Source organism: Pseudomonas sp. CFBP 13727 (genome assembly GCF_014841915.1).
Lineage (GTDB): Bacteria > Pseudomonadota > Gammaproteobacteria > Pseudomonadales > Pseudomonadaceae > Aquipseudomonas > Aquipseudomonas baltica.
This window is the reverse complement of sequence record NZ_JACYUT010000008.1, coordinates 33,415-46,829: the sequence shown is the minus strand read 5'-3', so window position 1 is coordinate 46,829 and position 13,415 is coordinate 33,415. Positions and strand designations below refer to the sequence as shown.

General features: G+C 61.7%; 13 protein-coding genes. 3 read left to right on the top strand and 10 right to left on the bottom strand.

The genetic code is table 11. The features are described from left to right. Positions 1-29: 29 nt before the first annotated feature. The gene (gene dnaG / locus IFT76_RS20340) at positions 30-1,988 is read right to left on the bottom strand and encodes a DNA primase (RefSeq protein ID WP_122477131.1); all 1,959 of its coding nucleotides are present in this window, start codon (positions 1,986-1,988) and stop codon (positions 30-32) included. Positions 1,989-2,296: 308 nt separating this feature from the next. Continuing rightward, positions 2,297-2,512 (bottom strand): 30S ribosomal protein S21, encoded by a 216-nt coding sequence (gene rpsU / locus IFT76_RS20335; protein ID WP_002551877.1) that lies wholly within the window; start codon positions 2,510-2,512, stop codon positions 2,297-2,299. A 195-nt stretch (positions 2,513-2,707) separates the two neighbouring features. Here rpsU and tsaD point away from each other — a divergent pair, with 195 nt between their 5' ends. After that, complete coding sequence (tsaD, locus tag IFT76_RS20330) at positions 2,708-3,733, top strand: tRNA (adenosine(37)-N6)-threonylcarbamoyltransferase complex transferase subunit TsaD (RefSeq protein ID WP_122477133.1); 1,026 nt, start codon at positions 2,708-2,710, stop codon at positions 3,731-3,733. Positions 3,734-3,751: 18 nt separating this feature from the next. Here the strand turns inward: tsaD and plsY are convergent, their stop codons facing one another. After that, complete coding sequence (gene plsY, locus IFT76_RS20325; RefSeq protein ID WP_192060048.1) at positions 3,752-4,321, bottom strand: glycerol-3-phosphate 1-O-acyltransferase PlsY; 570 nt, start codon at positions 4,319-4,321, stop codon at positions 3,752-3,754. Between the two features lie 76 nt (positions 4,322-4,397). Between plsY and folB the strand changes: the two genes are divergently transcribed. Beyond that, positions 4,398-4,751, top strand: a complete 354-nt coding sequence (gene folB, locus IFT76_RS20320; protein ID WP_192060046.1) for a dihydroneopterin aldolase — start codon at positions 4,398-4,400, stop codon at positions 4,749-4,751. Continuing rightward, the gene (folK, locus tag IFT76_RS20315) at positions 4,742-5,257 is read left to right on the top strand and encodes a 2-amino-4-hydroxy-6-hydroxymethyldihydropteridine diphosphokinase (protein ID WP_192060044.1); all 516 of its coding nucleotides are present in this window, start codon (positions 4,742-4,744) and stop codon (positions 5,255-5,257) included. Before folB ends, folK begins: the two co-directional genes overlap by 10 nt. 82 nt (positions 5,258-5,339) lie before the next feature. Here folK and IFT76_RS20310 read toward each other — a convergent pair whose 3' ends face one another. The 7 genes from IFT76_RS20310 to apaG form a co-directional block, all read right to left on the bottom strand. After that, on the bottom strand, positions 5,340-6,563 hold the full coding sequence (locus IFT76_RS20310; protein ID WP_192060042.1) for a multifunctional CCA addition/repair protein: 1,224 nt from the start codon (positions 6,561-6,563) through the stop codon (positions 5,340-5,342). 66 nt (positions 6,564-6,629) lie between these two features. After that, a complete protein-coding gene (locus tag IFT76_RS20305) occupies positions 6,630-8,192 on the bottom strand; it encodes a SpoVR family protein (RefSeq protein ID WP_122477140.1) in 1,563 nt (520 codons plus the stop codon). Beyond that, positions 8,189-9,460: a YeaH/YhbH family protein gene (locus tag IFT76_RS20300; protein ID WP_122477142.1), complete on the bottom strand. Its 1,272-nt coding sequence runs from the start codon at positions 9,458-9,460 to the stop codon at positions 8,189-8,191. Before IFT76_RS20300 ends, IFT76_RS20305 begins: the two co-directional genes overlap by 4 nt. Before the next feature lie 104 nt (positions 9,461-9,564). Further along, complete coding sequence (locus tag IFT76_RS20295) at positions 9,565-11,487, bottom strand: PrkA family serine protein kinase (protein WP_122477144.1); 1,923 nt, start codon at positions 11,485-11,487, stop codon at positions 9,565-9,567. A 307-nt stretch (positions 11,488-11,794) separates the two neighbouring features. Continuing rightward, positions 11,795-12,118, bottom strand: a complete 324-nt coding sequence (gene glpE / locus IFT76_RS20290) for a thiosulfate sulfurtransferase GlpE (protein WP_122477145.1) — start codon at positions 12,116-12,118, stop codon at positions 11,795-11,797. A gap of 28 nt (positions 12,119-12,146) precedes the next feature. Then, positions 12,147-13,028 (bottom strand): symmetrical bis(5'-nucleosyl)-tetraphosphatase, encoded by an 882-nt coding sequence (locus tag IFT76_RS20285; RefSeq protein WP_192060040.1) that lies wholly within the window; start codon positions 13,026-13,028, stop codon positions 12,147-12,149. After that, entirely contained in the window at positions 13,028-13,408 is a 381-nt protein-coding gene (gene apaG, locus IFT76_RS20280) for a Co2+/Mg2+ efflux protein ApaG (protein ID WP_122477148.1), read from the bottom strand. Before apaG ends, IFT76_RS20285 begins: the two co-directional genes overlap by 1 nt. Positions 13,409-13,415 lie beyond the last annotated feature (7 nt).

The following is a 13,415-nucleotide window of genomic DNA, read 5'->3' as shown; positions in this document are numbered from 1 at the left end:
AAGCCGAGGATTATACCCGAGCTAGGACCTCACGCGCCAGTTGAGGTCGGGGTTTGTGCGTGAACATTGCGGCTGAGTAGCTCGCGCAGTTGATTCTTTTCCTCTGCGCTCAGTTCACTCTGTCTTGATTTTCTGAGCAAATGCTCGAGACAACGCTCGCGTTGGCGAGCGGACAAGCTAGTTATAGTGTCGAAAAACTGTTGTTCAAGGTTATCGGCATCGATCAGCCATTCTTTCTCGGCCAGTGCTCGCAGCAGCTTGCCCTGTTCGGTGCCGTGCCAGCGCGCGATCAACTGCAGAGAGCGTAGCTTAGGATTCTTCTGCAGGGCTTCGAGCAATGCCACCAGCAACTGCGCGTGTACCTGTTCTTCATCGGCAAAATGGCTGACGTCCTCGACCTTTTCCGCCAGTTGCGGGTAGTGCAGCAAGGTTCGCAGCGCGCTCAAGGTAGGCGGCTCGACGGTCACCGGCGTGCGCGGCTGCGGGCGCGGCTCGAAATCACGCTTGCCTTTGCCCTTCCAGGGCTTGCCTTCCCATTTCTTCCCGCCTGGCTTGGCCGATGTCCATTGTTGCTGTGGTTCGAAGGCCGGCGGCGCATGAAAGTCACTGAAGTCGGGCGAATAACCCGGCATTGAATCGTAATCGGCCAGCGGATCATGGCTGGGCATCGGTGCGGCAGGGGCGCTTTGCACCAGCTGGCTGACAGCCTCGCCGCTCAAGCCGGTGATCTGGCTCAGGCGGTTGCGCATCAACGTGCGCAGATTGGCGCCGGGCACCTTGTCGATCAGCGGCGCAGCCAGTGTCGCCATGTGCGCCTTGCCTTCGAGCGAGCGCGGATCGGCTTCTTCGGTCAACTGCTGGAAAAAATAGTCGGCCAGCGGCTGTGCGTGCTGGTTGATGCGGGCGCGGAAGGCGTCTGTTCCCTCAGAGCGCACCAGAGTATCTGGGTCTTCGCCTTCGGGCAGAAACAGGAAGCGCGCCTTGCGCCCATCCTGCAGGCTCGGCAGTGCAGCTTCCAGTGCGCGCCAGGCGGCATTGCGGCCGGCCTGGTCGCCGTCGAAGCAGAACAGCACGCTGGGCACCACGCGGAACAGGCGCTTGAGATGTTCCTCGCTGGTGGCCGTGCCCAGGGTCGCGACGGCATTGCGCAGGCCTTGCTGGGCCAGGGCAATGACGTCCATGTAGCCTTCCACGACGATGATCTCGTCGAGGTTGCGGTTGTGCTTGCGTGCTTCGTAAAGGCCGTACAGCTCCTGGCCCTTGTGGAACACCGGGGTCTCCGGCGAGTTCAGGTACTTGGGCTTGTCGTCACCGAGCACGCGGCCACCGAAGGCGATGACCCGTCCGCGGCTGTCGCGGATGGGGAACATCACGCGGTCGCGAAAACGGTCGTAGCGCTTGCCGGAGTCGGCGTTCTCCACCAGCAGGCCGGCGTCGATCATGGCTTTCTGTTGCAGGCTGTCGCTGCTCAGGTGCTTGAACAGGTTGTCCCAGCCGGGCGGGGCGAAGCCCAGGCCGAAATCGCGGGCGATCTCGCCGGACAGGCCCCGACCCTTGAGGTAGTCGACTGCCGCGCGACGTTGCGCATGCCCCTTGAGCGCCATGCGGTAGAACTGCGCGGCAGCTTCAAGCAAGGGGTACAGCGGTGAGTCGGTGGGCTGGCGAGGCTTGCTGTTGCGCCCGCTGTCTTCGCGCGGCACTTCCATGCCTGCGGCCTTGGCCAGTTCCTCGACGGCCTGGGGGAAGTCCAGGTTGTCGTGGTCCATGATGAAGCCAAGGGCATTGCCGCCTGCGCCGCAGCCAAAACAGTAATAGAACTGCTTGTCGGGGCTGACGCTGAACGAGGGAGTCTTTTCCTTGTGGAACGGGCAGCAGGCGGTGTAGTTCTTGCCGGCTTTCTTCATTTGCAGGCGAGACTGCACGACATCGACGATATCGGTGCGGTTGAGCAGGTCGTCGATGAAGCCTTGGGGAATCAGCCCGGCCATGGCGTTCTCTTTATCAGCAGCCCAGGAGCGGAAGTGTACCCATTGGAAATCGGTCTGGCAGGTGTTGCAGCGCAGATTTCTGTATCGGAAACGTCTGTACGTTCAACGGAGCCCGGGGGCAGCAGTCGAAGCAGGGCGTTACCAAAAGAATAAGTGTGCTCGTCTGCAGCCTTGCAAGGCTCGTCAGAATGACGCGCACGATCTGGCGATGAAACCAGTTCTGACGGTTGAGGCGGGGTACTGCTGCAACTGCCGGCAGCCCGGCTGTGGGCCGGGCAAGGCAGAAGCTTGCAACGAACGTCTGTGTATTAGTACAGACGAACGGCGCGGCGCTGTTCGCGCTGGACTTTCTTGGCGTGGCGTTTGACAGCGGCTGCTGCCTTGCGCTTACGCTCCGAAGTCGGCTTCTCGTAAAATTCGCGGCTACGAACTTCAGCCAGTACACCGGCTTTTTCGCAGGAGCGCTTGAAACGACGCAGAGCTACGTCGAAGGGTTCGTTCTCTTTAACTTTGACGGCTGGCATCCAGAGCTACCTTCATTCATTACCGGGGTCGACATCTCATGGCAAAATCGCGCATAAGTACGTCGGTTTTTAAGGGTTGCGGATGTTAACCCTTACCCGACAGGAATGCAAAGCCTCTGATCGAAAACCGCTGGTCGGTGCCTTGTTCGACGACTATCATGCGCGCCTTCGAATAGAGCTCCACAAGGCCTGGCCATGCTAGTACTGGGATTGGAAACGTCCTGCGACGAAACCGGTGTCGCATTATACGACAGCGAACGCGGCCTGCTGGCCGACGCGCTGTTCAGCCAGATCGACCTGCATCGCGCCTATGGCGGGGTCGTGCCCGAGCTTGCCTCGCGCGATCACGTCAAACGCATGCTGCCGTTGATCCGCCAGGTCTTGGCCGAAGCCGACTGCGCGGCAACCGAGATCGACGCCATCGCCTACACGGCCGGCCCCGGCCTGGTCGGGGCGCTGCTGGTAGGTGCCTCCTGTGCGCAGGCGCTGGCGTTCGCCTGGGACATACCAGCCCTGGGCGTTCATCACATGGAAGGCCACCTATTGGCGCCCATGCTGGAAGAGCAACCGCCACAGTTTCCGTTCGTCGCTCTGCTGGTGTCCGGCGGCCATACGCAATTGGTGCAGGTCGACGGCATCGGCCAGTACGCCTTGCTCGGCGAGACCCTGGACGATGCCGCCGGGGAAGCCTTCGACAAGACCGCCAAGCTGATCGGCCTGAATTACCCGGGTGGCCCGGAGATTGCCCGCCTGGCCAGGCAGGGTGTGGCGGGGCGCTTTACCTTCCCCCGACCGATGTGCGACCGCCCTGGCCTGGATTTCAGCTTCAGCGGCTTGAAGACCTTCGCCCTCAACACCTGGCAGCAGTGCCGCAGCGCCGGAGACGACGGCGAGCAGACCCGCTGCGACATCTCCCTGGCCTTCGAGCAGGCAGTGGTCGATACCCTGACCTACAAATGCCGTCGCGCCTTGAAGCAGACCGGCCTCAAGCGCCTGGTGATTGCCGGCGGGGTGAGTGCCAACCAGTCGCTGCGCCAGGGCCTGGAAAAAATGCTGGGTGAACTGGGTGGCAATGTCTATTACGCCCGTCCGCAGTTCTGTACGGATAACGGCGCAATGATCGCCTATGCTGGTTGTCAGCGGCTGTTGGCCGGCCAGCAGGAAACCCTGGCGATCAGTGTCCAGGCGCGTTGGCCAATGGAGCAGTTGCCACCGCTCTGAATATGCTGGCCAGCCCGCTCAGAAGTGACGCTCGCGGCCGGCGAACAAATCGCGCAGGTTACCGCGGTGACGCCAGATCACCAGCACCGTCAGCACGCTCATAGGCAGCAGCGCCTCAGGGCGCTGCCAGGCCAGCAACGGCAGGGTCAGGGGCGTGGCGATCAGGGCCGCCAGCGAACTGGTGCGGGTGAGCCGAAAGGTCAGCGCCCAGGCAAGCATTGCCAGCAGCGCAGCGGGTGGGTACAGCCCCAGCAGCAGGCCAGCGGAGGTGGCCACGCCCTTGCCGCCCTTGAAGCGGAAATACAGCGGGAACAGGTGGCCGATCACCGCGCAGAGCCCGATCCAGGCTTGCTGCCCAAGTGTCATCCCGGCCCAGGCGGCGGCCAGCACCGGCAGCAAACCCTTGCACAAGTCGCCCAGCAGAGTGAGGATGGCGAGCTTTTTACCGGCCAGGCGCAGCATGTTGGTTGCCCCGGCGTTGCCCGAACCGCTCATTCGCGGGTCGGGAGTGCCCGTCGCGCGACTGAGCACGATAGCGAAGGACAGCGAGCCGAGCAGGTAGGCGCCAAGCGCCAGCAACCAGAACATGCTTACTATTTCCGGGTCTGGAAACCCTTGATTCTAACGGCGCCTGGCGCCCTTGTCGTGCTGCGGAGTGAAGTGCTTGGACAGAGTGTTTATCGAAGGTCTGGAGGTCGACACGGTGATCGGCGCCTACGACTGGGAGCGTGACATTAGTCAGTGCCTGCGTCTGGACCTGGTGTTCGCCTGGGACAACCGCCCGGCTGCGGCTGGCGACGACCTTACCCTGGCCCTCGACTATGCGACGGTGTCGCAGCGCGTCCAGGCATTTGCCGCGCAGGCTCGCTTCGAACTGGTCGAGACGTTCGCCGAACGTCTGGCCCAGCTGTTGATGAGCGAATTCGGCATCCCCTGGCTGCGGCTCAAGGTCACCAAGCCGGGTGCCGTCGCGGCGGCGCAAGGTGTCGGCGTGGAGATCGAGCGCGGATGTCGCTGAATAGAATCTACCTGGGCCTGGGCAGCAACATCGACCGTGAACGCCATCTGTGCGCGGGGCTCGATGCGTTGGCGTCCTTGCTCATGGACATGCGCTGTTCAGCGGTATTCGAAAGCCAGCCGGTGGGCATCAAGAGCGGCCCGTTCTTCAATCTGGTAGTAACCGGGCTGACCGACTTGCCGTTGATCGCACTGGATCGTCGGTTGAAGTTCATCGAAGCCGACAATGGCCGCTACGCCCCGGAGCGCAAAGGTCTGCCGTTGGATATCGATGTATTGCTGTACGGCGACCTGGTCGGCAACTTCGACGGACTGGTCCTGCCCCGTGCCGAAATTCTGAAAAATGCGTTCGTACTGTGGCCATTGGCATTGATCGCGCCAGAGTTGGTGCATCCAGGCGCAGGGGTGAGTCTTGACCAGCTTTGGCGCGAGTCGAACATCGACCAGGTGTTGGCCCCCGTCCCATTCGAATGGCGCGGGCAGCAATTGACTCCCGTCACGCTTTGAATCATCACCGTCTTCTTCACAAGCACAGCTCCCCACCTGTGGGAGCGGGTCTCTGCCCGCGAAGAGGCCCTCAAGGCCACCCTCAAACCCCCGCCTTATACGCCTTGAGTGCCTCCAACCGCGCCCGCTTCAACGCCTCCCCCAATGCCTGGCCCTTGAACCCCTGGGCAACCAGCGGCTGAACCGCCACACCCCGCGCCGCTGCAGCCGCACCCCTTAGATAATCCGCCTGCGGATATTCCCGCGCCTCGAACCCCAAGCGCCCCCGCGCGTCCATCTCGCACGCCATGATGAAATCCTCGAAGCGCCCGGGGCGACGGTACACATCGAAGCTCTGCAGCAGCTCCAGCAGCGTCGACGGCTTGAGCTCCAGGGCTCGATGGCCGTGCGTGTGATATTCACCCACCAACACCGCCAGCTCCTGACAATCCCTGGGCACCTTGAAGCGTTCGTTGACCGCCTTGATCAGTTTCACGCCCCGTTGCTCGTGGGCGATATGCCTCGGCCACTCGCTGGGGCGCGTGGTGCCCTTGCCCAGGTCGTGCAGCAGGCACGCCCAGCGCACGCTCAGCGGCTGGCCATGGTGCGCCGCCTGTTCAAGCACGCCCAGGGTATGCACGCCGGTGTCGATCTCCGGATGATGGGCCGGCGGCTGCGGCACGCCAAACAAGGCGTCGACCTCAGGCAGCAAGTGTTCCAGCGCCCCGCAATCGCGCAGCACCTGAATGAACACCTGGGGATGAGCCTCCATCAATGCTCGGGAAATTTCCTTCCAGCTGCGTTCGGCGGTCAAGGCCTGCAGCTCGCCCGACTCGCTCAACTGACGCATGAGCTGCAGGGTCGGTTCGGCCACGCGAAAGCCGAGTCCGGCATAGCGCGCGGCGAAACGTGCGACCCGCAGCACGCGCAAGGGGTCTTCGATGAACGCTGGGGACACGTGCCTGAGCAGGCGCTCGTTCAGGTCCTGCTGACCGCCGTACGGATCGATGATGCGGCCGTCGTCGTCCTCGGCCATGGCATTGATGGTCAGGTCGCGCCGCGACAGGTCCTGCTCCAGGGTCACGTCCGGGCTGGCGTGGAAGACGAACCCGCCATAGCCACGTCCACTCTTGCGCTCGGTACGTGCCAGGGCATATTCCTCACCGGTCTGCGGATGCAGGAACACCGGGAAATCACTGCCCACGGGGCGATAGCCATCAGCGAGCATACGTTCGGCGTCGGCACCGACCACCACGCGGTCGATGTCCACGACCGGTATACCCAGCAAGCGGTCGCGCACCGCTCCACCCACTTCATAGATCTTCATTGCAACACCTCCGATGGCCCGGAAGGATAACACCAAGCCATCGGCGGTTTTGTGCACGCACCTGTCTCAGAGGTGGACGACGTTGAGGTCCATCCGCCCATGGCTGCCGTCCGCATGCTCGCTGCGCGGTGGCACGTGATGGGTCTTGACCAACTGATCGCCCTGCAGCGTATCCAGGTGGATATCGAACCCCCACAGGCGGTGCAGGTGCTTGAGCACCTCGTCGGTGGATTCGCCCAGTGGCTTGCGGTCATGTTGTTGATGACGCAGGGTCAGCGAGCGGTCACCGCGTCGATCGATGCTCCAGATCTGCACATTGGGCTCGCGGTTACCCAGGTTGTACTGCGCCGCCAGGGTTTCGCGAATGGTGCGATAGCCGTTTTCATCGTGGATGGCTGGCACCAGTAACTCGTCCCGCTGATCGTCGTCCATGATGCTGAACAGCTTCAGGTCGCGAATGACCTTGGGCGACAGGTACTGCAGGATGAAGCTCTCGTCCTTGAAGCTGCTCATGGCGAACTTGATGGTCGACAGCCAGTCACTGCCGGCAATGTCGGGAAACCAGTGACGATCTTCATCGTCCGGGTGCTCGCACATGCGGCGTATGTCGCGGTACATGGCAAAGCCCAGGGCATAGGGGTTGATGCCATTGTAGTAGGGGCTGTCGAAACCGGGCTGGAACACCACGCTGGTGTGCGACTGCAGAAACTCCATCATGAAGCCGTCGGTCACCAGGCCTTCGTCGTAGAGGTCGTTCATCAGGGTGTAGTGCCAGAACGTTGCCCAGCCCTCGTTCATCACCTGGGTCTGGCGTTGCGGGTAGAAGTACTGGGCGATCTTGCGCACGATTCGTACGATCTCGCGCTGCCAGGGCTCGAGCAGCGGCGCATGCTTTTCGATGAAATACAGGATGTTCTCCTGCGGCTCGGCCGGGAACCGGGCGTTGTCCTCCTCGCGGTTCTTGTCGGCGCCCTTGGGAATGGTGCGCCACAGATCGTTGATCTGCCGCTGCAGGTGCTCTTCGCGATCGGCCTGGCGGCGACGTTCTTCTTCCGCGGAAATAGGGTAGGGGCGCTTGTAGCGGTCGACGCCGTAGTTCATCAGGGCGTGGCAGGAATCGAGCAGATCCTCCACGGCATCGATGCCATGACGTTCCTCGCACTTCATGATGTAGGACTTGGCGAACACCAGGTAATCGATGATCGAACTGGCGTCGGTCCAGGTGCGGAACAGGTAGTTGCCCTTGAAGAAGCTGTTGTGCCCATAGCAGGCATGGGCCACCACCAGCGCCTGCATGCAGATGGTGTTCTCTTCCATCAGGTAGGCGATGCACGGATCGGAGTTGATGACGATCTCGTAGGCCAGGCCCATCTGGCCGCGGGTGTAGGACTTCTCGGTGCTGAGAAAATGCTTGCCGTAGGACCAATGGTGATAGCCCAGGGGCATGCCCACCGAGGCGTACGCATCCATCATCTGCTCGGCAGTGATCACCTCGATCTGGTTGGGGTAGGTGTCCAGCGCATAGCGCTCGGCAATGCGGCTGATTTCCCGGTCGTAGGTCTGGATGAGCTCGAACGTCCATTCCGAGCCCGTGGAGATGGGTTGGCGCTTCTGCTCTCTGGCGGTCATGTCGCTAACCTGCGCTGGAAGAGTTCACGGAAGACCGGATAGATATCACCGGCCGACACCAGCTGCTGCTGGGCGAACGTATCGGCGAACGACTCGCTGATGCGCTCGTATTCGTACCACAGGGCCTGATGTTCGCGCGGCGTGATTTCCACATAGGTGTAGTACTGCACGAACGGCATGATCTGCTGGGTGAGGATTTCCCGGCAAATCGGTGAGTCGTCGTTCCAGTTGTCGCCGTCCGAGGCCTGGGCGGCGTAGATGTTCCATTCGTTGGTTGGGTACCGCGCGGCCATGATCTCCTGCATCAGTTTCAGGGCGCTGGAAACGATGGTGCCGCCGGTCTCGCGCGAATAGAAGAACTCTTCCTCGTCGACTTCGCGGGCGCTGGTGTGATGGCGGATGAACACCACTTCGATCTTGTCGTAGTTACGCTTGAGAAACAGATACAGCAAGATGAAGAAGCGCTTGGCTATGTCCTTGGTGGCTTGGGTCATGGAACCGGACACGTCCATCAGGCAGAACATCACCGCCTTGGAACTGGGGTTGGGATGCTTGACCAGCAGGTTGTACTTGAGGTCGAAGGTGTCCAGAAAGGGCACGCGATGGATGCGGGCGCTGAGCTTTTCGATTTCGCCGATCAATGCCTGAATGTCACCGAAATTGTCCGGTTCCTCGATCTTCAAACGCTCGAGCTCAAGCTTGGCCGCCTTGAGCTTGGCGCGGCTGCTGCCTGAAAGCGCTATGCGCCGCGCATGGGCCGAGCGCAGGGTGCGGATGATGTTGATGCGCGAAGGGTTGCCCTCGTTGCTGATACCGGCACGCACCGTCTTGTAGGTGTCGGTACCACTGAGGTTGCGCTTCACCAGGTTGGGCAGTTCCAGGTCCTCGAACATGAATTCGAGAAATTCCTCCTGGGTGATCTGGAACACGAACTCGTCCATGCCCTCGCCGGAGTTGCCCGCCTTGCCAGGCCCCTTGCCGCCGCCTCCGCCCTGGGGGCGGGCGATGTGTTCGCCGGCGGTGAACTCCTTGTTGCCGGGGTGCACCACGGTCTGCTTACCGCCGCGGCCGTGCTGCAACACCGGCTCGTCGATATCGCGGCCGGGAATGCTGATCTGCTCGCCATGTTCCATGTCGGTGATGGAACGACGGCCGACGGCATCTTCCACGGCCTTCTTGATGTGGTCACGGTAACGCCGCAGGAAACGCTGGCGGTTCACCGTACTCTTGTTCTTGCCATTGAGGCGTCGGTCGATCACATAGCTCATTAGGCCTCCGGGCAGCCGGGCTGCAAGCCACAAGTCGAGAGCAGCGAAAGGCCCGGGCATCGATGCCTGCCTGGGCCCGTCGCAGCCTGAAACCTACCGCGTGATCACTGCGACTTCCTGACCCGCAGATACCACTCGGACAGCAGACGGACCTGCTTGTCGGTATAGCCGCGCTCGACCATGCGAGTGACGAAGTCGTTGTGCTTCTGCTGGTCCTCCTTGCTGGCCTTGGCGTTGAAACTGATGACCGGCAACAAGTCCTCTGTGTTGGAGAACATTTTCTTCTCGATCACCACGCGCAGCTTCTCGTAGCTGAGCCAGGTCGGATTCTTGCCGTTGTTGTTGGCGCGGGCGCGCAGCACGAAGTTGACGATCTCGTTGCGGAAATCCTTCGGGTTGCTGATGCCGGCTGGCTTCTCGATCTTTTCCAGCTCTTCGTTGAGGGCCACGCGGTTGAGAATCTCGCCGGTTTCCGGGTCGCGGTACTCCTGATCCTGAATCCAGAAATCGGCGTACAGCACGTAGCGGTCGAAGATGTTCTGCCCGTACTCGCTGTACGACTCCAGGTACGCGGTCTGGATCTCCTTGCCGATGAACTCGATGTAGCGCGGTGCCAGGTATTCCTTGAGGAAGCGCAGGTACCGCTCGCGCACCTCGGCAGGGAATTGCTCCTGCTCGATCTGCTGCTCCAGTACATAAAGCAGGTGCACCGGGTTGGCGGCGATCTCGTGGGGGTCGAAGTTGAACACCTTGGAGAGGATCTTGAAGGCGAAGCGCGTCGACAGGCCATTCATGCCTTCATCCACGCCCGCAGTGTCGCGGTATTCCTGGATCGACTTGGCCTTGGGATCGGTGTCCTTGAGGTTCTCGCCGTCGTACACGCGCATCTTCGAATAGATGTTGGAGTTGTCCGGCTCCTTGAGCCGCGACAGCACGGTGAACTGCGCCAGCATCTTCAGGGTGTCGGGCGCGCAATGAGCCTTGGACAGCGAGCTGTTGAACAGCAGCTTGTCGTAGATCTTGATCTCGTCGCTGACACGCAGGCAGTACGGCACCTTGACGATGTAGATCCGGTCGATGAACGCCTCGTTGTTCTTGTTGTTGCGAAAGCTGTGCCACTCCGATTCGTTGGAGTGCGCCAGCAGGATGCCCGAATAGGGAATCGCGCCCAGCCCTTCGGTACTGTTGTAGTTACCCTCCTGGGTGGCGGTCAGCAGCGGATGGAGCACCTTGATCGGCGCCTTGAACATCTCGACGAATTCCATCAGGCCCTGGTTGGCCCGGCACAGGGCACCCGAGTAGCTGTAGGCATCGGCGTCATTCTGTGGGTATTCCTCCAGCTTGCGGATGTCGACCTTGCCCACCAGCGCGGAAATGTCCTGGTTGTTCTCGTCGCCCGGCTCGGTCTTGGCCACGGCGATCTGGTTGAGAATGGAAGGGTAGAGCTTGACCACGCGGAACTGGCTGATGTCACCGCCGAATTCGGCCAGGCGCTTGGTGGCCCAGGGCGACATGATGGTGCTCAGGTAGCGTTGCGGAATGCCGAAGTCTTCTTCAAGGATCGCGCCGTCCTCGGTGGCATTGAACAGCCCCAGGGGCGACTCGAACACCGGCGAACCCTTGATCGCGTAGAACGGCACCTTCTCGATCAGCTGCTTGAGCTTCTCGGCCAGCGACGACTTGCCGCCGCCTACCGGGCCCAACAGGTACAGGATCTGTTTCTTCTCTTCCAGGCCCTGCGCCGCATGGCGGAAGTACGACACGATCTGGTCGATGCACTCCTCCATGCCGTGGAAATCTTCGAACGCTGGATAGCGGCGAATCACCTTGTTGGAGAAGATGCGCGACAGCCGGGAATTGGCCGACGTGTCGAGCAATTCGGGCTCTCCTATCGCCATTAGGATCCGCTCGGCGGCAGACGCGTAGGTCCTGCGGTCGGTTTTGCACAGCTCGAGGTACTCCTGTAACGAGAGCTCTTCCTGGCGTGTGGATTCGAAGCGTTGTTGGAAGTGGCTAAAGATACTCATGACGTCACCTCGCTCGATACGTGGAGCCGACGTCGGATCACTCAGTTGATGCTGGCGGTCACCCAAACCCCGTGGTGGCCGTATACCCCCCAGAACACCCTTGTAGCCTTGACCGATTGACCCGCGCGCCGGTGTACCGGCTCTCCCCTGTTATGGATGGCCTGAGCTTAAGGATAGTTGGTTATCGAAGACTTCAAGCGCGGATGCGCAATTAACTGCCGCCAGGGCCTGGCGACAATGCTGCGAAGGCCCGTGGGGCGCGGCGTCGGCGACGAAAAAAATTTCGTCGCGCGGGGCTTGCGAAGGATTATTCAGCCTGGCTGGTTTCGCCCGGAAAGGTGCTGCGCCACAGCTCGAAGCCGCCGTCCATGCTGTACACATCGGAAAAGCCCTGGCTGACCAGGTAGGCAGCGGCGCTCTGGCTGGAATTGCCGTGGTAGCAGACCACGACCAGCGGCTTGTCCAGATCGGCCGCCGTGATGAAACCGTGCAGCGAGTGGTTGTCCAGGTGCGTGGAATCGGTGATATGGCCAGCCGCGAAGGTTTGCGGGTCGCGGATATCCACCACCACGGCGCCCTGTTCGCGCAGGCTCTGGACGTCTTGCGGAGGGATGCGTTTGAATTCGGTCATGGACAGGCTCCTGGGCTGGTCGCCCATTCTAGCGTTTGTCGCTCGGGGGAGGGAAATTCGCCGCGGGGGTCGCTGCAGGCAAGTGCACATCACCCTCATCGGTGCATTTGCAGGACAGGCGCTCGCCGCTGTCGACGTCGAGCAGCGTCATCGCACCGCCCCACACGCATCCGGTATCGAGCGCGAACACGCCCGGCTCCTCGCAACGCCCTTCCAGCGCCGCCCAATGGCCGAAGATGATCTTCAGGTCGCGCGTCTTGCGCTCCTTGTGGGCGAACCAGGGCGCGTAGCCGGGCAGCGCGGTGTCGGCGCCTTCCTTGCCCTTGAGGTCGAGCTTGCCGTCGGCGGTGCAGAAACGCATGCGGGTGAAGTAGTTGGTGATCACACGCAAGCGGGCAACGCCCTGCAACGCCTTGTCCCACTTGTTCGGCTCGTTGCCGTACATGCCGTCCAGAAAAGGCTTGAACAGCTGGTCATCACGCAGCGCGGTCTCGACCTCGGCGGCCAGGCGCAAGGCCTTGCGCAGCGACCATTGTGGTGGGATCCCGGCATGCACCAGCACGGCATTGCGCTGTTCGTCGTGGTGCAGCAGCTTCTGCCGGCGCAGCCAGTCGAGCAACTGCGGGCCGTCGGGTGCGTCGAGGATTTCGCGCAAGGTATCGCCACGCTTGAGCCGCTCGGCGTCGTTGGCCACCGCCAGCAGGTGCAGGTCGTGATTGCCCAGCACACACACCAGCGCGTCACGCATGCCATACAGGTAGCGCAGGGTTTCCAGCGAACTCGGCCCGCGGTTGACCAAGTCGCCCACCAGCCACAGCGTGTCCTTGGCAGGGTCGAAGGCGACCTGTTGCAGCAGGCACTTGAGTGGCTGCAGGCAGCCTTGCAAGTCACCGACTGCGTACACTGCCATCAGTGCAGGGCGCCTGGTACGGCGAGGCGAAACGGGGCGATGACGGCTTCGAACTGCTTGCCGTCTTCGGCCTGCATCTGATAGCTGCCCTGCATGTTGCCCACCGTGGTGGCCATCACCGTGCCGCTGGAATAGGTGTGGCTTTCACCGGCGGCGATCAGCGGTTGCTGGCCAATGACACCGGCGCCCCGGACTTCCTCGACCTTGCCATCGCCATCGGTGATCACCCAGTGGCGAGACAGCAGGCGAGCCGGTATCTGTCCGTTGTTGCTCACGGTAACGGTATAGGCAAAGGCAAAACGCTGCTGCTCGGGCTGTGATTGTTCTGCCAGGAAACGGGTCACGACGCTGACGTCGATCTGATAACGGGGATCGGACATGCAAAGG